Raw genomic sequence first — 22,576 nt, forward strand, 5'->3', positions numbered from 1 at the left:
ATGTCAGCTTCTCTTCCGGTCCAGCTTGCAGCAGGCACTTACGTGGGCACCAAGGTGAAAGAGCGTATATTCGGCGCTGTTATCACCAGCGAAACCTCGTTCGCGCCGCATATGGCGTCCGACTGGCACTTTCATGTAAACCCCCACTTTTCCCATATCCTGGAAGGCGGCAGCAAAGAAGCCCGGAAAGGCGGAACAGACCGGCAGTATGCCGGCACTGGCCTCTACTACCATCCCGGCGTTGCACATCAGAACGCAGACTATCTCCCCGGCACCCGCATTTTTAATATAGAACTGACCGGCGATTTCTTCCGGACCTTTGAACTGGCATGCCCTCCCCCGTCGCTGATGCTGGGAGACAAGGCGCAGCTCAACACCAACGGGCTGGTCCGGATCATGAAAGAACATTATCTTAATGATACGGCCTCGGCGATCGCGATGGACCAGCTGTGCATTGACCTCATCGCGCCCCGTCAGCAGGACTTTCACTGTTTCCCGGAGTGGACGGAGAAAATCAGGGATATCATGCACGACCACTGGGACACACCATTATCACTCCCCTTTCTTGCCACCGAGCTGGGACTGCATCCGGTGACCATCTCGCGTTACTTCTCCCGTTATTTCGGCTGCTCCGCAGGAGAATATCTCCGTAAAATAAAAGTCGAGCGGGCTATCTCCCTGATAAAAAAAGAGCAGACGTCGCTCACCGCCATCGCCTATGAATGCGGGTTTACCGACCAGGCCCATTTCATCAGGACCTTCCGGCGTATCACGGGTATGCTGCCCAACCAATACAGAAAGATCTGACCTCCGCCAGCAGAAGGTTAATCCCGTACAATTTTAGCTGCCAGCGGCTGACTAGCTTTGTGGCATGATGACCATCACTACCATAAGACCACTGCAGGAAAGCGATAACCAACAACTAGGCGCTATCATACAACAGGTGCTGGAGGAATTCAAGGCCAACAAGCCAGGCACGGCCTACTTTGATAAAAATCTCTTTGAACTGTACAGTGCCTTCACCATCCCCAACGCCGCCTATTGGATTGCGGAAGCGGCCGGCCGCTTAGTGGGAGGCGCCGGCATATTCCCGGTACCCGGCCTGCCGCCGGCACACTGCGAACTGGTGAAGCTCTATCTGTTGCCCGAAGCACGGGGGCTGGGGCTGGGCAGACAACTGATAGCACACTGCCTGCAATCAGCCAGCGCACTGGGCTACAGTCATGTATACCTGGAAACCATGCCGGAACTGAAACAGGCCATACCGCTATACGAGAAAATGGGATTTAGTTACTTACCTGCACCATTAGGAGCTGCCGTCCATTTCGGCTGCAGTATCTGGATGATCAAAGCCATATAACGACGATGAAAAGAGTAATCACCTGCCTGCTGATGCTGGCCGCTACCGCTGCTGACGCGCAGCAAAATAACCCGCAGCTGCACCGGCTGTTTGATAATTATTACAACGAGCGGATGCAACTGTTTCCGACAGACGCCACCGCCGCCGGCTTTCACCAATACGACGACCGGCTGGCCATTGAAGGCTCCGCGCCTCATATCGCCGCCACGAAAACATTCTACCGGAAATATCTCGGGGAACTGAAAAAATTCGGTCCCGTTTCCCTGAACACCGGTGACCGGCTTTCTCTTGAAACACTCATATATACGCTGCAGTCCGACCTGGAGGCCCAGTCGCTTCACCTCGAATATCTCCCGATGAACCAGTTTATTTCCACACCGCTGGTACTGGCTTCTTTTGGTTCGGGCGACGGCGACCAGCCGTTCCACACCGTGAAAGATTACGAGCGCTGGGCCAGGCGAATGACTGTTTTTACCGTGTGGACAGACACCTGCATCGCCAACTTAAACAAAGGCATACAGGCCGGTGTAGTGCTGCCCAAAGCGCTGGTAAAACTGATGATTCCACAGATGGAAGCACTGGCGGAAAAAGATACGGCGAAAAACATCTTTTACAAGCCATTGTCGAAATTCCCGGCCTCTTTTAGCGCGCCCGAGAAACAGCGCATCACACAGCTGTACCATACGGTGATTGCCACTCACATGCGCCCTGCCTACGCCAGGCTGGCCGCCTATCTGAAAGAGCAATATCTGCCCGCGGCACAGGACAAGGCGGGACTTTTTGCCCTGCCAGGCGGAGACCGTATCTACCGCTATTATGTCAACTACTTTACCACCGCGCCCGACCTGACGCCCGGGCAGATCTACCAAACCGGGTTAACAGAAGTAGCGAGAATTCGCGCGGCGATGGAACAGATAAAAACACAAACAGGCTTTAAAGGCGATTTACCGGCGTTTTTCTCCTATCTGAAGACCAACCCCTCCCTTATGCCTTTTAAAAAGCCGGAAGAGGTACTGGAAGCTTACAGGGCCATCTACCGGAAAGTGTTGCCTTATATTCCGCAGCTATTTGGCCACCAGCCCCAAACACCCATGGAAGTGCGCCGCGTGGAAGCCTACCGGGAAGCTGCCAGCGCAGGCCCTTTTTATATCAAAGGAGATATCGCAGGGAAAAGGGCGGCGATCCTCTACGTACCCGTACCGGATGCTACCAAAGTAAATGTCACCTTTTATGGCATGGAAGCCACCTTTCTTCATGAAGGCATACCAGGGCATCATTTCCAGATCGCTTTGCAGCAGGAAAACAAAGCGATACCCGCTTTCCGGCGGCAGCCCTCCTTCAGCGCCTACTTTGAAGGCTGGGCATTGTACGTGGAATCACTGGGCGAACAACTGGGATGCTATCAGGAACCCTACCAGAAAATGGGCGCACTGAACAACGAAATCCACCGTGCCATCCGCCTGGTACTGGACGTAGCCATCCACACCGGTAAAATGACCCGCGAGGAAGCCATCGACTACATGATGGCCAATGAAGCTGTCAGTAAGACTATCGCTACTGCAGAAGTGGAACGTTATATGGCTATGCCCGGGCAGGCACTGTCTTACAAAACGGGCGAGATACGCTTAAAAGCACTGCGGGACAAACTGGCGGCACAGCTGGGCGATCGCTTCAGCCTGCGCGACTTCCACGACGCCCTGCTGGCATACGGCGACATGCCACTGCAAGTGCTGGAAAAATATATGAATGACTGGGCAGCCCACTACGGGCAACGCTAAAATCAGTATATCAGTGTCATCTTTTTCTCCAGGAACCCGTCGCCATAAGCGACATCAATACGGTCCCCTTTTTTGATGACTACCTTTTCATGGTCCAGCAACAAGGACGACGGAGTCGTTTTCAGGATGCCTGTAAAAACCGTATCGTGTTCCTTCAGCAGGATTTCTCCTCTCCGCTCACCGTTGACAAACACGGTGAGCGGTAGTGTTCCGGTCACCGGCGCCTGCCACAAAACCTCCAGTCCTGCTTTAGAACGGGTAATGGACACCGGGTGATTGTCATACCAGTTCAGCACCGCCAGGCTCATATTCCACGCGGTATTGTGGGCAATCCATCCTTCCAGGTGGCGGTCTTTGCCCTGCGGGTTAAAAGGATACATTTCCGATCCGGGCAAACAGCTCAGTGATCCGCGACACAGCTCCAGCCGCGCGGTGACGTCATCAAAATAACCTTTGGGATAACCTTTGGAAATGCCCCGGAAGCCTTTTTCAGGATGATGCGCTGCATGCACGTTCAGCGGATTACGACCGTACAGGTTATCAAAATGCGCATACGCGACCTGCTCCAGCCGTTGTTTTTTCGCGGCATCTTTTACGGTAGATGCCGCCAGCAGCGCGGAAGCCGGAAAACCGGCCACATTGCCCACCTCATTGTATACGGGCACCGTCCAGCTGGTGTCTTTATCATCGTATTTGCGGAAATCCCACGCATTGTCAGACCGGCGGACCACTACGTCTGCCCACTGCGCGATCTTCTGTTGCAACCCTGCAGGCGCCTGGTCTTTGTAACGCAACAGGTAAACCGCCATGCCGGACATCAGCATATGCTCACTCATACGTTGTCCCTTCGTGACGATCGGATCTTCCATGTTCAGTGAAGCGATCATCCACGCAACCTGCCTGTGAGCCGCCTGCAGGTACGCGGCGGTATCGGGCAGGCGCTCCCTCCTGGCCACTTCATACATCAGCAGGTTAGGCAGCACCGAGAACCCCGGCGCATGACGCCCCTTGGATGTGCCTACTTCCCGCCGGATATCCAGCAAACCCACCCTCGCCCAGTGATCACGGGTGAACTGTAACGCCTGCTGATAGAACTTCCGGGAAAACCACTGATCGATATAGGGGTATGCATACAGGAAAAAAGCAAACTGCGCCAATGTTTGCGGATGCAGCTGTCGTGGCAGTGAATCTCCGCTGGGGTCCTGCGTTTCAGGGTTCATGAGATAGTACCCGATGCCCCAGTGCACATTCATCAGCAGGTCCGGGATATCGTTACGCAAGGGTTTATCTACTTCAGTAAAATACTTCCGGGCAGAACTCAACACGGTTGAATCCAACAGCCCCGGCACCAACCTGAAACCAGGGGCCATCACCATCGCCTTCAGGCTGTCGTAGGAAATGGTAGCGGGCATCGCGTTGTATGCCGCCGGATTGGAAAGATACATCCATATCATAGACGGCACCTCGTACGAATAATAGGTACCGTCTCTCCAGGGACAACCTCCATAGGCGGAATGATGCACGCCTGTCACACTCCGGCTGTCGTTCATGAACCATACGGAAGGCGCCAGCCCTTCTTTCTCTATCAGGAAAGGCGCGATGCGGAAAGGATAAGAACGGCCTTCCCGCAAATGCCCTCCTTTCACATGGACCACGTAAGATGCCTGCGGGCCTGCCGGTCTGAAACCGGTGAAATCACCCGTCCCCTGCCGGGTCTTGCCCTTATACAGCGGTTTGTTATCGCCGGCCCTGGTGATGTAAAAATCGACGCCGCCCTGCAGCGCAGTAGGCACTGTAAAACGTTTGGGCGCCCCGGTGTTGTAACCAGTCTGGTTAACACACACCCGATGCGCAGCGCTGTCCTGCGCATCAGCCGGTAGCACAGCGGATAGTAACGTGGAAACAGCCAGCACTGCTGACCGGAGTTTTTGTATCATATTGACGGATTAAAAAACATTTTTTCACAGCGCTCAGGTAACAATGATCTGGCTGTCTGCCAACAGCCGCGCGCTCAGCAACGCATAAGGCACGTCCTGTACAGCGGTATTCCTTTCTATGGCAAGGCTCGCCGCCGTGGCGGCGGACTGCCCCAGCACCATAAAAACGGGCTCCATCCTGACAGACCCATAGGCCGCATGGGTGACGGACACACAGACAGGCACCAGCAGGTTCCTGCATTCGCCCCGCTTCGGAACGATGGCACGGTAGCTGATGCCAAAAGGTGCGGGGATATGAACGAACATGCCGCCCTCACTGGTGACGTAACCATTGGGCCCCACAAAAAGTTTTATCGCATGAGAATCCATATGGTAGGAACCCAGCGCCACAGGATCAGGCGCCACCTCCCTTCCCAGCGCGGTATGCTCTGTGATCACCACATCACCCACCATCCGCCGCGCTTCGCGGATATACAGCTGAAACGGCCAGTGACCGTTATCGGTAAATTCATCTTTCGCCAGTCCCCACGGCGCATAACGGTGACGCACCTCCGCAGGGATACGCGGATGATGCTGCAACGTCCAGATAAAACCCCGCTGCCACTGCTCATGCATGACAGCGATCCGGGCGCGGACAGCATAGTCTGCCTCGGGGTAGTCCCAGTTCATGCCCACAAAATCCGTAGAGATATAACCGTTATTATTGGTATCCGTCTTCCTGTTGGGCAACGGGTCCGGCTTGAGAAAGCTACCGCCCAGCGCGTTCCTGAAAAAGTCGCTGTTCATACCGCCTGCTGCGATAAAGCGGAACAGCAGTTCATATTGTTCGTCCTGGTAACCGGCAGGCTTTTCAAAAGGCACGCGGTTTTCTGGCAGGTTGGTGAGGCATAGCCGGTAGTTGTATGCCTGCACACCTTTATCGCCTTCGCCCGGTTTACCACCCCAACCGGGATACACGCGGGGGAGCAGGCCGCTCCGGGGATCACCTTTTACCCGGTAAGGATCGACGCCATCGGGGAAACGGCCCGCCGCCGGCAAAGGCCGGATACCATTATTGACTTCATGATACCGGCTGTTGGGCTCGCGGCCCACCACATAGGAGACTTTTGCAGCAGCCATCAGGTCGCCTTCATAGGTAGCGTCGATAAACATTTTGGCCCGAAACACACGCCCCGACTCCATCGTCATGGCGGTGACCTGTCCGTTTTTCAGGTCCACCCCTGTCCGGCGGTCCAGCCTTTCGTTCTTTACTACCGTCACCCGGGCTTCGGCAACCATCTGATCGAACAACTGTTCAGCTACAGACGGCTCCAGGATCCACATGGTCTGATCATCAGGCGCCAGCGGTGCATGTTGCTCCGCCATGGTATGCCTTTTCTCCCATTTCCAGGCAGCGTCATCCTGGTAGTGTTTCCACACACGGTGAAAATACTCGCGTGCCAATCCGCCGATAGTCTTCGGATCACCCACGTCCACCCAGCCCAGGCCGCCGCTGGTAAGGCCTCCCAGGTGTTTGCCCGGCTCTATCAACGCTACGGTCCTACCCATGCGGGCCGCCTGCACCGCCGCCATCACACCGCCACTCGTTCCGCCGTAAACAACAATATCATATTCCGCACATTCTTCAAGAAAATGCTGTGAAAAGGACTTCCATGGAATGGCTGCGCCCAGCGCCAGCATTCCGGTCGTTCGTATAAAATGACGTCTGTTTAACGGGTCCATCTGTTAGTCAAAAGAAGAAACAAGCACACTATCGGTTCTAATTTTGACAAAGAATTTGATGGAACAAAATATTCCGGGAGATATTTTTCATGGGAACGCTCCCATTGTGCTGGGAGTGTTCCCAAAATGCTCCGGCTTAAAACCCGTTTTCCGCCAGGGAAAATAAGTATAGCCGTACCCGTAGCATGCTGTTTCCGGGGAAAATAAGGGAGAAGCGTTGGCTGGGAAACCCCGGTCACGCGTCCGTCGGCATCGGTTTGTTCTGTGAAGCCTGCCGGCGCAGCGCGGGCGTCGGTCACCTGCTTTTCATACAGCGGGATCGCCATCTGTTGTGCTATGACCTGCTGCCAGCCAACGATGGTCATACATAGCGCGATAAAACTTCCGGATTTAAGGAACGGGATCATCATACTTCTGGTCAATAAATAGCCGAAGGTACACGCGCCGGCACACTGGCCTTATACTGAAATGCTCAAATTATCCGTCCGCCCGGAAACGGGTGGGTTGTACACCGTAGGCGGATTTAAACGCCCTGCTGAATGCGGCCGGATTTTCAAATCCGCAGGTCCAGGCAATTTCCTGCACCGGCTCTTCTGTACGCTGCAGCAGGTCGGCCGCCTGTTGCAGCCGGATACCGGTCAGATAACGGTAGGGGGTGGTATGAAAAACAGTTTTGAAGTGCCGTACCAGTTGCGGCACCGACAGCCCTGCAGCGGCGCCGACTTTCCTTAAGTCAATATCGTCGCCATGCGCGGTATGCAGCACATCCTTTGCAATGCATAACCGTTTATATATCTCTTTCCGGGTACCGGCTTTCAACGCTTTTACCAGGCCGGTGCGCTTCATGTCCGACCTGTGTGCGTCCACCAGGTTACCCAGCAGAAAGACAAGATACTCGTCCGTCATGGCCTCGTTATACCCTTCGGTTTCCAGCAGGTGGACCAACCCGGATAGTTGCCGGTCCATGTCCGGCGTTACCGGGCGAAGGGTCTGAAAAAACTCCGGCATGGTACCGGCTTCCATAGCCGGATTGTCCAGCAAATAATCCTCATCATGGAGGGCGTCGGACAACACTGCCGAAGCAAACTCGTTTTTAAAGAACACTGATAAAGTCCGCGCCTTTTCCTGACTGCTGATACGGCAGGAGTAGCGCTGCTCATTATTCAGCAACAGGAACTGCCCGCGCCGGACGGGCAGTTGCCGCCCATCAACGCCATAGGTCTCCTCCCCCCTCAGCACTGTCTTAATGGAAAGACAGCCTACGTGATCATCACAATAGCTGTTGCCGCTCTCTGCATGAAAAATAATGTTGTGCTTTTTGAACTGATTAAAATGCTGCGCTTCATCGAAGCCGGGTTGGGTATGATCTGGCAAACGGGTAAAATACATGGTAATTGGCAAGCCGGGTTTGTGTCATACAAGGTACTACTTTAGTCCGACTTTTTCCTGTACCTTAAATTTGAGCATTTAAGCACAGTGTCACCGCACCGGCTGATCGTATTTTACGCACTATGAAACGTTTGACTTTTTTTATGCTGATGAACGTCCTGGCAGCAAATGCCGCACTTGCACAGGAAACCTGGATCACGAACGCCAGCCTTGTAGACCCTGCTAAACAGACCATCCGGCAGAGCATGACAGTAGTCCTGAAAGATGGCCTTATTACCGCCGTCCATAAAAAGAAAGCGCCTCCGCAGGCTACCACCATCGATGCGGCAGGAAAATACCTGATGCCCGGGCTAACGGACGCCCACGTACATTTTTTCCAAAGCGGCGGGCTGTACACACGGCCGGACATCATCGATCTTCGTAAAATCCGGCCCTATGCCGATGAAATAAAAGCAGTACATGCCGGCTTCGAACAACAATTGCGACGGTATGTTCAAAACGGCATCACCACTGTATTTGACGTAGGTACCACCCGGCGCTTCCTGACACGAAGACAAGCCATCGAAGGATGGGCTGCCGCACCACAGGTGTACATGGCCGGCCCTATTATCACCACTGGCCTGATCCACCGTTATGACAGCCTGCAGGACGACACCCCTTTTATTCTGGCCACCGACGCCGCAGCTGGTCGCAGGCTGGTACAGGAACAGCTGCCCTGGCAGCCGGACCTGATCAAACTGCTGATATCATCCGATAGCGAAGCACCGAAAAACTACCTGCCCATCGTGGAGGCTGTCATCGACGAAGCGCATCACCACGGTCTCCGGGTGGCTGTACATGCCACCACGCTGGAGACCGCCCGCCAGGCGGCGGAAGCAGACGCCGATTACCTCGTTCACAACGTGGAATCCGAAACTATCGACGACGCCTTCGTGGCGCTGCTCAAAAAGAAGAAAATAGTCGTCTGCCCTGCCCTGTCGGTTAAAAACGGCTACCTGCACACCTTCGACCAGTCACGCGTATTCACTACCCGCGAACTGAATTATGCCGAACCATTTGCACTGGGCAGCGTGTATGACATGAAACAGCTGCCGGATACCGCCATCGCCCGCCTGTATAAAATGAAGGCCGATGAGCGGCAGGAACGGACCGCAGCAGCAGTACGCCTCAACCAGCAGAACCTCAAAAAACTAAGCGATGCCGGCGTACACATCGTCAGCGGGTCCGATGCGGGCAACATCGGCACACTACACGCCGTCAGCCTCCTGCCGGAGCTGCTGCTGATGCAGCAAAGCGGCATGAGCAACTGGCAGGTAATACAGGCCGCCACCATCAACGCCGCTGGTATCCTGGACCGCCCCGGCTACACCGGCAACATCACGGCAGGACAACCCGCCAATATGCTGTTGCTGGAGGGCGACCCCACCACCGATCTCGGACAGTTGGAGCATATCCGCCTCGTTATCCGGAAAGGACAGGTAATAAGTCCGGACACCCTGGTGCATCATAGTACGGAATCACTCGTACAGCAACAGCTCAACGCCTATAATACGCGCAACATGGAAGCTTTCCTGGAACCCTACGCAGAAGACGTGGAATTGTTTGCCTTTCCCGACAAACTGGTATGCCGCGGAAAGGAACAAATGCGGAAAGTATATCACTTTTTTAACCTGGCCAGCCTGCTTCATTGCCGCATTGAGAAACGCATCATCGAGGGGAACTTTGTGATCGACGAAGAACATATTCTCGATGACCACGGCAGGAAAAGAGGTACTGCTGTTTACCACATACAAAACGGGAAAATCAGGAAAGTGTTTTTTATCAATTAATGGTCATTAATAGTCCAAATAACCAAAGGGATGCTGAGGCATCCCTTTTCGTTTATAAGCCTGTGGGTCGATATACAATTTGTCCCTTGCTGATCAGCGACCTGACCGGCGATACCCGGGATACCGCTTCTGCCGAACAACCGGCGTGTATCAGCACCATATCCGCTGCATCGCCGGCTTTGGATACAGGAGCGAAAGTATCCCTTCAAAATTGCAACATGGTTATTATAATAGTTCTTTATCTGTATGCAAAATGTGTTATTTTTGTTCCAGTGAGATTTTTTGCAGTCATATTGAGCATTGTCCTGTTGGCGCTTGGCACGATATCGTGCAGCGATGAGTTGCCGCTGTCCGGTATGGCAGGCAGCAGCTACCAGGCGGACAACACCACGCATCAGCATGAGCATAAAGATTTCTGTTCCCCGTTTTGTGCCTGCAGCTGTTGCGCTGCGCCCGTGATTATCTCTCTTGTATATTTCGCACCGGTTCCGGCCTCCCATACCATTTTTAGTTACTCCGAAATGCCCGCCGGCATTATTTCTGACCTTCCACAGCCTGTATGGCAGCCTCCCCGGGCCTGATCCATCACTTTCCCTACTGATTGATTGTCTTTTGCCTGCAAATGCGGCAAACAGCTTCCCGTAAACTTCCGTGTCATTGTTGTCATTGGTGAAAAGCAGCATCGTACCCGTTCGTGCAACGGACTTCCCATGCCTGTAAACAGCCGGCAATGACGAAGTGTATGAACGTTTTTCAGCGCTCATCGGGCCTATCCTTTTTATACAATTTACCATTACGTATGCTGAACAGAATTATTCATTTTAGTATAAAGAACAAGTTGATCATCGGCCTGTTCACACTCGCGCTGATTGTCTGGGGTGTCTGGAGCGCCCTGCGTTTGCCGGTGGACGCCGTACCGGATATCACCAACAACCAGGTACAGATCATCACCCAAACGCCTACACTCGCAGCACAGGAAACAGAGCAACTGGTCACCTACCCGATTGAACAAAGCCTGGCCAACCTGCCGGACCTGGTGGAAATGCGTTCCATTTCCAGGTTTGGCCTGTCCGTCATCACCGTGGTGTTCGAAGACGATGTGGACATCTATTTTGCCCGTCAGCTTATCGGCGAAAAACTGAAGGAAGCGGAACAGAGGATACCCAAAGGCATCGGCACGCCTGAGCTGGCACCGGTCAGCACCGGGCTGGGCGAAGTGTATCAATATATCCTTCACCCCAAAAAAGGGTCAGAAAACAAGTATACCGCCATGGACCTCCGCACCATGCAGGACTGGATCGTGGCCCGGCAGTTGTATGGCACCAAGGGCATCGCAGAAGTGAACAGCTTCGGCGGACTGCTGAAGCAGTACGAAGTGGCGGTCAACCCGGCCAAACTCAAAGGCATGAACATCACCATGTCTGAGATTTTTAATGCGCTGGCCAAAAACAATGAAAATACCGGCGGCGCCTATATCGATAAAAAGCCCAGTGCCTACTTTATCAGAGGTATTGGTCTTGTCGGCAATATGGAAGACATCCGCAACATCGCCGTCAAGTCCGTAAACGGTATTCCCGTGCTGGTAAGAGATGTGGCAGACGTGAGGCTAGGCAACGCTATCCGCTATGGTTCCGTTACCTACAACGGAGAGAAGGAAGTCGTAGGCGGCATCGTGATGATGCTGAAAGGCGCTAACAGTGCCGCTGTTGTTACCCGCGTAAAGGAAAAACTCAAAACCATCCAAAAATCTTTACCCGAAGATGTGGTGATCGAGGCGTATCTTGACAGGACCAACCTGGTGGACAGGGCGATCAACACCGTAAAAACCAACCTCATCGAAGGCGCCCTGATCGTTATTTTCGTACTGGTACTGTTCCTCGGCAATTTCCGGGCAGGGCTGATCGTGGCGTCTGCCATCCCCCTGTCTATGTTGTTTGCGCTGGGGATGATGAACGCCTTTGGCGTCAGCGCCAACCTGATGAGTCTCGGCGCTATTGACTTCGGGCTGATCGTGGACGGCGCCGTGATCATTGTGGAAGCCACGCTGCATCACCTGGCGCTGCGGACATCCACCCAAAAACTCACGCAGGCGGAAATGGACGAGGAAGTTTATCTTTCTGCTTCCAGGATACGTAACAGCGCTGCTTTCGGGGAGATCATCATCATGATCGTGTATATCCCTATCCTCACGCTGGTAGGCATAGAAGGTAAGATGTTCAAGCCTATGGCGCAGACCGTGGCCTTCGCCATCCTGGGAGCGCTGATATTGTCGCTGACCTACATCCCGATGGTGAGTGCGCTGATACTCCCGAAAACGGTATCGCATAAAAAGAATTTCTCCGACAGGATCATGGACTTCTTCCATAAGTTATACGCGCCGGTACTGGCCTGGGCTATCCGTTTCAAAGTAGCGGTGATAGCGGTTACCGTCGCCATCTTCGGCATCGCGGTATTGCTCTTCGCCCGTATGGGCGGCGAGTTTATCCCGCAACTGGAAGAAGGGGATTTTGCTTTTCACTGTATCCTGCCGCAGGGCACTTCCCTGTCGCAGAGCATTGAAACGTCCATGCAGGCCAGCCGGATCATCCGCACTTTCCCTGAAGTGAAAATGGTGGTGGGCAAAACCGGCAGCGCCGAAGTGCCTACCGATCCGATGCCGCCGGAAGCGACCGACCTGATGGTGCTGCTGAAACCGAAGTCAGCATGGACGACGGTGAAGACCTACAACCAGCTGGCCGACTCCATTATGGAGAAGCTGGAGGTAATACCCGGCGTGTTCTTTGAGGCCAACCAGCCTATTCAGATGCGTTTCAACGAACTGATGACCGGTGTAAGGCAGGATGTGGCCATCAAGATCTTTGGCGAGAATATAGACACGCTGGCTGCCCTGGCGCCGAAAGTAGCCGCTATCGTGCAATCGGTGAAAGGCGCCACAGAGCCGCAGATCGAAAGGACCACCGGCCTGCCGCAGATCACCATACAATACGACCGGGCCAAGATAGCGGCTTACGGCATGAATGTGGAAGACATCAACCGTACCGTACGCACCGCTTTTGCCGGTGAAGCTGCAGGCGTCGTTTTCGAGAACGAACGTAAGTTCGATATGGTTGTAAGGCTGGACAGCGCGAGCCGTTCCTCCATTGACGATGTGCGCGACCTGTTTGTGGCGCTGCCTGACGGCAACCAGATCCCGCTGTCCCAGCTGGCGAATATCTCTTTTAAGGAAGGGCCGGCGCAGATCAGCCGTGAAGGGGGCCGGCGCCGTATTGTGGTGGGCTTCAACGTCAAAAACAGGGACGTACAAAGTGTGGTGAAAGATATACAACAGCAACTGGGAGCTGCCAATCTTCTGCCGTCAGGCTATTATTATACTTACGGCGGTACCTTCGAAAACCTTCAGAAGGCATCCGCCCGGCTGATGATTGCCGTACCGGTAGCCCTGGCGCTGATATTTATGCTGCTGTATTTCACCTTCCGCTCCATTAAAGAGTCGGTACTGATCTTTACAGCGATCCCTATGAGCGCCATCGGCGGAGTGTTTGCGCTGCTGCTGAGAGGTATGCCTTTCAGCATATCCGCCGGCGTAGGCTTCATCGCTTTGTTTGGCGTAGCAGTATTGAACGGGATCGTGCTGATCAGCACCTTCAATAATCTCGAGAAAGAAGGTTTCACTGACGTTATCAAACGGGTGATCGAAGGAACGAAGATCAGGCTGCGTCCTGTATTGATGACCGCCACCGTGGCTTCTTTCGGCTTTCTGCCCATGGCCTTGTCCCGCGGTGCGGGTGCGGAAGTGCAACGGCCGCTGGCGACGGTGGTGATCGGCGGACTGGTAACGGCCACCTTCCTGACGCTGGTAGTGCTGCCGTTGTTATACATCCTCTTCAGCGAAGGCTTCAAACGCCAATTACCACCGGCCGTCGCGGCGGCTGCGTTGCTTGGCTTGCTGATCGTTCCCGGCGCCGTTTCCGCACAGGGAGTACCGGGCAAACGGTTAGGCGTAAACGAAGTATTGTCGATGGCGCAACAGAACCTGCAATATAACATCAACGCCGCACAGGTGAACCGGACGAAGGTACAGGTCCGTTCTGCGGGCATGTTGCCTAAGACCGGTGTATTTGCAGAGAATGAAGACCTGCGGCCCAGCGACCATACCGGCATCCTGAAAGTGGGCGTGTCCCAGGGGGTGGCCTGGCCGGGACTGTACAAGGCACAGAAAAAACTGTACACGGAACAGGCGAAGTATTATGAAGTGAATGGCGCTGTATTGAATGTGTCTGTCAAGAGAGATATCCGGCAGGTGTATTATCAACTGTGGTACCTGAATGAAAAATCGAACCTCTACCTGCAGCTGGACAGTATCTACCAATCCCTGTCCGACGCAGCGGTGCTGCGGGTACGGGCAGGCGAAAATCCGGGATTGGACAGTATCTCGGCGCAGGCCAAACAGAAAGAACTACAGGCACAGCTGCAACAGCTGCATGACGATATGACCATCCAGCAGCAGTCCCTGAAACAGTTGCTGAATACCGAAGACGCCATTCTTCCGGTGAATCAGCCCCTCGAAAAAATCGGGTTCGTTTTTGCCGGTCCGGCCACTGACACCGTACACCCTACCCTCGCGCTGCAACAGCAGAACGTGAATATCGCCTCGGCGGGCGTAGCGGTGGCGAAGAATGAAAACCGCCCTGAATTTTCCGGCAGGTTTTTCAGTCAGCGGCTCTATGGCGTAAAAGATCCTTTCAGTGGCTTTTCCGTAACAGCCTCTGTGCCGCTGTTTGGCCTCGGCGCCTACCGGAACAAGGTAAGGGCCGCGCAGGCGGAAGCGGATGTGCAGCAGCAACAGCTGGCCTATAATAAACAGGTATTCAGTACCCAACAGTCACAGATGACGAAGGAAGTGGAGAAGAACAACCGCATGCTCGTCTTTTATGAGAGCTCCGGCCTTAAACAGGCGCAGGAGATCATCAAAGCGGCAGCCCTGGCCTACCGTTCAGGCGAAATCAGTTTTGCCGAGCTGTCTCAGTTCCTTACACAGGCGATTACGATCAGGCAGAACTACCTCGACGTACTGAATGCCTACAATCAGGCGGTTATTCAACACAACTATTTCAACAATCTGTAAATAATTTAAGCTTTGTATACAATGAGCAGGAAAATTATCATCACCACCTTATGTGCAGGCGCCCTCTGGCTGACCGCATGCTCCGGCAACGGCGGAGCAGAAAAAGAAGCGCAGGCCAATGATGAAAAAGGACATAAAGAAGAGCATGAAAACCCCAATACGGTCACATTTTCCCGGAACCAGATCAACAGTATCGGGATCAGTATTGGCGGCATAGAAAGCAAACAACTGACCTCATCGCTCAAAACCAATGGTACGTTACGGGTGCCCAATCAGAACAAGGCGACGGTCAACTCGCTCTACAGCGGGGTCATTAAGACGCTACTGATCCAGCCGGGCAACACCGTTAAAAAAGGTCAGGTGATTGCCACCATCAGCAATCCTTCTTTCGTACAGTCGCAAAGTGATTACCTTAGTGTCATGACCAGGCTGAAACTGGCGGAACAGGAAGTAACGCGTCAACGCGAACTGACGGCCGGCAATGCAGGCGCCCTGAAGAACCTGCAGGCAGCAGAAACAGCCTTCAAAACCTTACAGACCGAGAAGTCTACCTTAGGCCAGCAAATCAGGATGATGGGCATCAACCCTGAGCGGCTGTCAAATGGCAAACTGATCTCCAGCCTTTCTGTGCTCAGTCCTATCAGTGGCGTCGTCAGCGATGTAAAGGTGCAGATCGGCAGCTATGTAGACCTTACCTCCACCATTGCGGACATCGTAGACAACAGTCAGCTTCACCTGGATTTGTTTGTGTACGAAAAAGATCTCTCCAAACTGAAAGACGGACAGACGATCCACTTCACCCTGACCAACAATCCAGGCAAAGAGTACGACGCAGAGATCTTTTCGCTGGGCGCTACTTTTGAAGGGGAATCAAAGGCGGTGACCGTACACGCCAAAGTAAAAGGTGACAAGGCCGGCTTAATAGACGGGATGAACATCACCGCTGTTATCAGCCTGGAAAAGGCCACCGTGCAGGCGATACCGACTGATGCCATTGTCAGCTACCAGGGACAGGATTATATCTTCTTTGTTACTGATGAACACGCAGAAGACGAACATCACCAGGGGACGGAAAGCGGCCATGACCACAGTTCCGGAGAAGCGCATGACCATAAGGAAGAAGGTGGTAAAAAAGCAGAGAGCAATCACGGTACCGGCATGACATTCGAGAAAATACCCGTGGCAAAAGGCACTACCGACATCGGCTATACGGAAATTACGTTGCTGAAGGAAATACCCGCCGGCTCGAAGATCGTGGTGAAAGGCGCTTTTTTTGTGCTGGCAAAAATGACGAATGCCGGCGAAGGGCATGAACATTAAGCCGGACGAAAAGATAAAACCTAAAAAAGGCCGCTCCCACAACAGGAGGCGGCCTTTTCCATAGGGGAGTTTTTCCAATTTCCCGAAAAACGAGCGCGACCATTATTAAGCCTGTCGTTTTTTTGTTATTTTTATGATTAAACCTTTTCTGAAGGTTTTAGTGATGAGATTTAACATAACCTGAAATGAAAATAATTGTTGAGAAGCTCCCACTTTCCGATAATACCTCGTTTGTCGCACGAACTTATAGTACCCCCAATTTCGAAGTACCCTGGCACAGGCACATCGAACTGGAATTAATTTTAATAAAAGAAGGTGCTGGAATTAGTTTTATCGGTAACCATGTTGGAAGATTTGAAACAGGTGACATCTTCTTCATTGGGTCAAATGTTCCACATACTTTCCAGAGAAATCCCGACCAGGCTACAAGCGCTGTGGTCGTGCAATTCAAAGCAGACTTTTTAGGAAATGTTTTTTTGAAATTGCCGGAAAGCAAAGACCTTTTGAAGTTGTTTGAAATCTCTTTGCATGGACTTGCCATTGAGGGTAAAAGTAAGCCCGCGCTGGCTTCGCTGATCCTTTCGCTGGAAAACCAAACAGGGCTAAAGCGTATCATATTATTATGTGAATGCCTTGATCTCATTACGAGAAGTAAAGATTATACTTTACTTTCCACGCAAATGGAGACAGGATTGAATGCAGAAAAGCAGGAACGTATTGATCAGATCTTCCAGTTCACATTGGAGCACTTCAAACGGCCCATTCAAATTTCGGAAATTGCAAAAACGGTTGGATTAAGCGTTCCCACTTTTTGTAATTATTTCAAAAAGTGTACAAAGAAAAAATACATTGACTTTTTGAACGAAATAAGGATAGGATATGCCTGTAAACTATTGATAGACACCCAGAAAAGTATCTCCGATATCTGTTACGAGAGTGGCTTCAACACGTTGGCCCATTTCAATAATCAGTTCCGTAAGTTTCATAACACAACCCCTTCAGGTTACAGGAAAGCCTTTCTTAGCGCGGGAGACCTGGAAAAGATATCACTTGTTGACAGGGAAGTATATGAAACGGGGAATGAGTGACCCCTCCCCCTGATTAAAATACTTTATATTTTCAATAAAATACCATTTGTCGGGACCTTTGTTTGACCCTAATTTTAGCCAGGAATTAGAGGATAACTTATGTTATGGTTATCTATTCCATTTTAGAATCCACGATATGAAAACGGAATCTCCGGATAGCAGTAGCTTATCAAGCCGTTTTATTTACTCAATTTGAAAATTCGACTCTTGTCCAGAGTCTGGAGGATTTTTGTCTATGTCCGATAATAGCTATGATGCAATTGTTGTTGGTTCTGGCATCAGTGGTGGATGGGCCGCAAAAGAACTGACCGAAAAAGGGTTAAAAGTACTGATGCTGGAACGGGGTAAAGATGTAAAGCACATACAAGATTATGTAAATGCCACCAAGGGGCCATGGGAGTTTCCACACCATGGGAATATTACATTGGCGCAAAAAATAGCGAACCCTAACCGCATCAGAGGTTTCGGACCGAGTGAAATAAATCCCGACTGGTGGGCAAACGATGCAGAAACGCCCTATTCCGAGGTAAAACAATTTAACTGGTTTCGCGGGTATCAGGTAGGAGGACGGTCCCTGTTATGGGGAAAACAAACCTACCGCTGGAGCGATATTGACTTTGAAGCCAATAGCAAGGATGGGCTGGCAGTTGACTGGCCTGTCCGGTATAAAGAGATCGCTCCATGGTACGATCATGTCGAAAAGTTCATAGGAGTTAGTGGCAGTATTGAAAATCTGCCGCAACTACCCGATGGTCAGTTCTTACCTCCTATGGAAATGAACATTGTAGAAAAAGATATTGCAGCGCGTGTGAAAGAAGCCTATAAAGATATTGATCAACGCAGAATTATCATAGGAAGGTGTGCACATCTCACAGAGACACTGCCTGGCCGCAGCAAATGCCAGTATCGAAATAAATGCCATCTGGGTTGTCCTTTTGGCGCCTATTTTAGTACACAATCTTCCACCTTGCCCGCAGCGATGAAAACGGGGAATTTGACACTAAGGCCCTGGAGCATAGTGACGAAAGTATTATATGACAAAGATAAAAAGCGGGCAACAGGTGTAGAAGTACTAGACGCCGAGACAAACAAAACGTATGAATTCAAAGCAAAAATCATCTTCCTGAATGCGTCTACACTTAATAGCACATGGATATTACTCAATTCAGCCACGGACATATGGCCTGGGGGCCTCGGCAGTAGCAGCGGCGAGCTTGGACACAATCTGATGGACCATCATCTGGGTTCGGGCGCTGCCGGCAGTGTTGAGGGGTATGAGGACAAGATCGTCTATGGCCGCCGGCCCAATGGGATTTATATCCCACGCTACAGAAATTTAAATAATGAAAAAAGAGACTATATCCGTGGATTCGGATACCAGGGCGGAGCAGGTAGAGGAAGAGGCACAAAGGCCGCAGAGGAAATAGCTGTAGGCGCAGGTTTAAAACAGGCATTGACAGAATTTGGCGGATGGAGTATATCGATCGGCGGCTTTGGAGAAGTATTGCCTTACCATGAAAATATGGTAACGCTTGACAAGACCAATAAGGACAAGTGGGGACTGAACATTTTAGCTATTGATGCAGAGTTGAAGGAGAATGAATTAAATATGCGTAAGGAGATCATCAGCGATGGGAAAGAGATGTTGGAAAAAGCCGGCGTGAAAAATGTGCATGGATTCGATAGTAGTGGCATCATGGGACAGGGTATTCACGAGATGGGCACAGCACGCATGGGAAGCGATCCCAAAACATCGGTATTGAATAAGTGGAATCAGTTATGGGATGCACCCAATGTATTTGTAACCGACGGTGCATTCATGACATCCGCCGGCTGTGTAAATCCTTCATTGACGTATATGGCATTTACCGCGCGTGCAGTGGACCACGCGATAAACGAGCTAAAGAAACAGCAGATATGAACGCGGCGTATCAAATAACGATAGCATTAAATATCCAATCATGAATAGAAGAGAAGCATTGTCATATGTGGGCATTTTGCTTGGTGGAACGATTATCGGCGCTGATGCCTTTCTTGCCGGATGCAAGCCATCTGTAAAAAAGGAAGGGGTATTCAAGCCGGAAGACCTGGCACTGCTGGACGAAATTGCTGAAACCATTATTCCCGCGACTCCTGATTCAGGAGGTGGAAAGGCCGCTGATCTGACGATGTTTATGAGCTTAATCATTACGGATTGTTATACGGAAAATGAACGGAACGTTATTCTAAAGGGTATTGACAAACTGAAGGAAGACTGCCTTGCAAAGCATAAAAAGGATTTTATAAACCTCACCAATTCAGAAAAAGAAACCTTTCTTACTCAATTATATGAGGAAGCCATCAGCTATGTTAAAACAGATGCCTACCATAAGGCGAAAGAGGATTTTGACAGACAACAGGACAATTGGATCAAATCAGAAAAGGAGAGAAAGAACTTTGGCGCATCTTATTTAAGAGAGAGTTTCCCACCCCATTATTTTACAATGATAAGGCAATTAACACTTTGGGGATATTTTAGTTCTGAAGTCGGTATGACAAAAGCACTGCGATACATCGATACACCAGGCCACTATGATGGCGCCTATCCTTATAAAAAAGGAGACAAGGCGTGGGCCATCTAATTGAACAACCGGATCTGTTCGATAACAAAAAAATAGCCCCCCACTGCACCTGCCGCCGGGTTTGATACCGTTAACAACTAGTCAACCAGGTAGTTATTTTTTGGCCACCCGATTTAATTACAACGAAAATACAGACACGATGAGCGTAGGGAAAGGTTCGGGCACACCAATAAAGACAAAGCCCTGCAGGAATCTCCTGCAAGGCTTTCATAGCCCGCCACCGTTTCCGGCGCTATCAATAATAGATGTCTACGATACCGTTTGGCGTACCGTTTGCCACCACAGTAGAATGCTGCCCGCAGTCGGTCACAGGATTGGCCACTGACCATGACAGGGGCGCCGCAGCGCCGCCTACTCTCAGGTCGATGCCACTGAACCTTGTTTTGGCGGTGTTGGGATAATTGGAGCAGGTCCCCACCCCATACGCCTCCATGGATTCCGCGGCCCAGTACAGCGTGGGGATATTGTTTACTGTCAGGTTGATAGAAGGATACCCGGTGAAGACGGACGAGTAGCTGCGGGTGCTGCCGCTGCCGCCGATGAGGCTCATTACGCCCTGCAGGTTGGTACCCGGGTTCACGCGTATCAGGCTGCTGTATACGGTATTTCCGCCCACATACCAGTTGGCAATGGCCCAGTAGTTGCCCCCGCCGGCAGCGGAAGGCCCCCACTGCAATACCGGTTGCAGGATATTGCCGGAATTCTGCAGGCCGTTGAACAGGAAGATGGTCTGGCCCGAGATCACCGCCGGTGCAGGCGGCACGGTCCAGCTGGTGGCAAAATAAGAGATCGCTGATGAAGTGCTGTTGGTCCAGTGTGTGTAGGTGATCCAGCCGGAGCCCAGCGGGAATATGTCTTTGCCGGGCCTTGGGTTATTACCGGGATAGAACGGCGTTTTCCGGGCATCCTGTTCGATGACGCCATAGTCCGCCAGCACTTTGCCGTTGCGGTCATACTTCCGGAGCCGGTTGCCTTCTCCGCTCAGGTATTCACCTGTTTCAACGTGGTGTACTTTTGATTTGGACACCCAGCCAACCGGCGTCAATACTTCGTCCTGATGGTTATTTGTCTGCACTTTTTCAGCAGGTGCCACTGCGTTATCAGCTGAAGTGCTGTGCTGCTCTTTCTTACAGGCAGCTAATATCATAGCACTCAACAGCAACAGGGAGATGATATGTTTGCTCATAAATAGGGGATTTGGGTTAAGAAATATAAGAAATGGAGAAACGGATAGTTCGGGCTGCCACTAAAGTAAGATAAGTTACTGCGAGTGGGCAGTAGGCTTCCGGTGGCGGGGCTTCTTCTTGTATGATTTTGTTTTTTCCTGGTATTGTCTTCTCAAATCCACATTTCACCAAACGATGGCACCAACAGTCTGTTGAGCAGTGCCGGGCTCAAAACCGGTGATGTGACCCGCATGGCAGACGGAAGATCCGTCAAATCTGTCAGCCAGCTATTGGGCATTGTGAAAGAAGTGTCGTGGAAGTGTCAGCTGCGGTTGTCTGTTATCCGCCAGCAACAGCCAGTGGAGGTCGTGTTAAGACTGAAGTAACCTGTGTGGTACGGTTGTTTAAAAACAGCCGTACCCGTTGTTTGCAAAGTTGAAGTTAACCGCAGCACACGGCAGTAATACTCTGTACGCAGCCGGAGAAGCTGCGCAGATAAAGGAAAAGAGATCCCTTTACCCCTTTTCAGGGGCTTGTTGGCATTAGTTCCTTATGAAAAAGAATGCAAAAAAACAACACTGGTATGCATGAAGAGGCCACGCAGCATTACTGCTGACAAGCACTTTCAATACATAACTGCTTATTTTGCTTTCGCCTGCCGGGTGATTTTCTGCAGACTTACGTTCTCGCTGACAGCATACACTGCGTAGAAGAACATCAGCATAAAGATGGTGTACTTGCTGGTATTAGCCCTGTTCACCACTGCATAGACGGTAATGCCTGCGAGGCAAAGCATCATTCTGCTGATCATGGCGCCGTAAACACGGAGCATAAATACACTGTTGCTTTCAGCCTCAACGCCTTTGCGGCTCATGTTGTAGGTAAATGCTGAAAGTAAGGCTAAGGCAAGGTTCCCGAAGAGTAGTACGTTGTGATGTACTCCATTGTCCAACATCCAGTCTTTGAATAAAAATAACGCGCCGTTCAATAAAATAAAAACGCTAATGACTCTAAAGTAAAATCTATCCCACATTTCTGTTCTATAACATTTGGTAATGAGGGCGCAAAGTTATGATCAAAACAATTAACTGCAAAATGTCTGCAGTGAAAAAACAACCTTTTTGCATAAGAATAATGCAGTGAGAAAGGATAGTACGGTAAGTGTTAACCGGAAGTTAACATCTGAACGAGGTTACAGAGATTATGGTGGAGAACAACCTGATTGTGAAATACCGTTTACT

Annotated in this window: 17 protein-coding genes; 11 read left to right on the plus strand and 6 right to left on the minus strand. The window is 51.4% G+C overall.

The features are described from left to right. The 3 genes from B5D63_RS33075 (at position 1) to B5D63_RS33085 (ending at position 3,138) form a co-directional block, all read left to right on the plus strand. Positions 1-807: a helix-turn-helix domain-containing protein gene (locus tag B5D63_RS33075; RefSeq protein ID WP_078673178.1), complete on the plus strand. Its 807-nt coding sequence runs from the start codon at positions 1-3 to the stop codon at positions 805-807. A 64-nt stretch (positions 808-871) separates the two neighbouring features. After that, positions 872-1,360 carry a GNAT family N-acetyltransferase gene (locus B5D63_RS33080; RefSeq protein WP_235021694.1) on the plus strand — a complete coding sequence of 163 codons (489 nt, stop codon included), beginning with the start codon at positions 872-874 and terminating at the stop codon, positions 1,358-1,360. Between the two features lie 5 nt (positions 1,361-1,365). Beyond that, positions 1,366-3,138: a DUF885 domain-containing protein gene (locus tag B5D63_RS33085; RefSeq protein WP_078673179.1), complete on the plus strand. Its 1,773-nt coding sequence runs from the start codon at positions 1,366-1,368 to the stop codon at positions 3,136-3,138. A 2-nt stretch (positions 3,139-3,140) separates the two neighbouring features. On the opposite strand, the gene B5D63_RS33090 is transcribed toward B5D63_RS33085, so the two are convergent. The 4 genes from B5D63_RS33090 to B5D63_RS33105 all read right to left on the minus strand — a co-directional run bounded on the left by B5D63_RS33090 (position 3,141) and on the right by B5D63_RS33105 (position 8,171). Further along, positions 3,141-5,075 carry an early set domain-containing protein gene (locus B5D63_RS33090; RefSeq protein ID WP_078673180.1) on the minus strand — a complete coding sequence of 645 codons (1,935 nt, stop codon included), beginning with the start codon at positions 5,073-5,075 and terminating at the stop codon, positions 3,141-3,143. 33 nt (positions 5,076-5,108) lie between these two features. After that, positions 5,109-6,797 (minus strand): FAD-dependent oxidoreductase, encoded by a 1,689-nt coding sequence (locus tag B5D63_RS33095; protein ID WP_078673181.1) that lies wholly within the window; start codon positions 6,795-6,797, stop codon positions 5,109-5,111. Continuing rightward, on the minus strand, positions 6,785-7,207 hold the full coding sequence (locus B5D63_RS33100; RefSeq protein ID WP_143313293.1) for a hypothetical protein: 423 nt from the start codon (positions 7,205-7,207) through the stop codon (positions 6,785-6,787). The genes B5D63_RS33095 and B5D63_RS33100 overlap by 13 nt, the downstream gene beginning before the upstream one ends. Positions 7,208-7,274: 67 nt before the next feature. Beyond that, positions 7,275-8,171 (minus strand): AraC family transcriptional regulator, encoded by an 897-nt coding sequence (locus B5D63_RS33105; protein WP_159456261.1) that lies wholly within the window; start codon positions 8,169-8,171, stop codon positions 7,275-7,277. Positions 8,172-8,308: 137 nt separating this feature from the next. Between B5D63_RS33105 and B5D63_RS33110 the strand changes: the two genes are divergently transcribed. The 7 genes from B5D63_RS33110 to B5D63_RS33140 all read left to right on the plus strand — a co-directional run bounded on the left by B5D63_RS33110 (position 8,309) and on the right by B5D63_RS33140 (position 20,169). Further along, positions 8,309-10,015, plus strand: a complete 1,707-nt coding sequence (locus B5D63_RS33110) for an amidohydrolase family protein (RefSeq protein WP_078673184.1) — start codon at positions 8,309-8,311, stop codon at positions 10,013-10,015. 218 nt (positions 10,016-10,233) lie between these two features. Continuing rightward, on the plus strand, positions 10,234-10,596 hold the full coding sequence (locus tag B5D63_RS35865) for a DUF6660 family protein (RefSeq protein ID WP_394333858.1): 363 nt from the start codon (positions 10,234-10,236) through the stop codon (positions 10,594-10,596). A gap of 218 nt (positions 10,597-10,814) precedes the next feature. Continuing rightward, positions 10,815-15,140 (plus strand): CusA/CzcA family heavy metal efflux RND transporter, encoded by a 4,326-nt coding sequence (locus B5D63_RS33120; protein WP_078673186.1) that lies wholly within the window; start codon positions 10,815-10,817, stop codon positions 15,138-15,140. Positions 15,141-15,161: 21 nt separating this feature from the next. Next, positions 15,162-16,460: an efflux RND transporter periplasmic adaptor subunit gene (locus tag B5D63_RS33125; protein WP_078673187.1), complete on the plus strand. Its 1,299-nt coding sequence runs from the start codon at positions 15,162-15,164 to the stop codon at positions 16,458-16,460. A gap of 185 nt (positions 16,461-16,645) precedes the next feature. Then, positions 16,646-17,548 carry an AraC family transcriptional regulator gene (locus B5D63_RS33130; protein WP_078673188.1) on the plus strand — a complete coding sequence of 301 codons (903 nt, stop codon included), beginning with the start codon at positions 16,646-16,648 and terminating at the stop codon, positions 17,546-17,548. Between the two features lie 235 nt (positions 17,549-17,783). Further along, complete coding sequence (locus B5D63_RS33135) at positions 17,784-19,469, plus strand: GMC oxidoreductase (RefSeq protein WP_078673235.1); 1,686 nt, start codon at positions 17,784-17,786, stop codon at positions 19,467-19,469. A gap of 40 nt (positions 19,470-19,509) precedes the next feature. After that, positions 19,510-20,169, plus strand: coding sequence for a gluconate 2-dehydrogenase subunit 3 family protein (locus tag B5D63_RS33140; protein WP_078673189.1), 660 nt, complete (start codon positions 19,510-19,512; stop codon positions 20,167-20,169). 235 nt (positions 20,170-20,404) lie between these two features. On the opposite strand, the gene B5D63_RS33145 is transcribed toward B5D63_RS33140, so the two are convergent. After that, positions 20,405-21,355: a hypothetical protein gene (locus B5D63_RS33145; protein ID WP_078673190.1), complete on the minus strand. Its 951-nt coding sequence runs from the start codon at positions 21,353-21,355 to the stop codon at positions 20,405-20,407. Positions 21,356-21,499: 144 nt separating this feature from the next. On the opposite strand from B5D63_RS33145, the gene B5D63_RS34855 reads away from it, so the two are divergent. Beyond that, on the plus strand, positions 21,500-21,721 hold the full coding sequence (locus B5D63_RS34855) for a PDZ domain-containing protein (protein WP_143313295.1): 222 nt from the start codon (positions 21,500-21,502) through the stop codon (positions 21,719-21,721). 254 nt (positions 21,722-21,975) lie between these two features. Here B5D63_RS34855 and B5D63_RS33150 read toward each other — a convergent pair whose 3' ends face one another. Beyond that, complete coding sequence (locus tag B5D63_RS33150; RefSeq protein WP_143313297.1) at positions 21,976-22,290, minus strand: hypothetical protein; 315 nt, start codon at positions 22,288-22,290, stop codon at positions 21,976-21,978. Between the last annotated feature and the right edge of the window lie 286 nt (positions 22,291-22,576).

Origin of the sequence: Chitinophaga eiseniae, from assembly GCF_900167135.1 — a bacterium.
GTDB lineage: Bacteria > Bacteroidota > Bacteroidia > Chitinophagales > Chitinophagaceae > Chitinophaga > Chitinophaga eiseniae.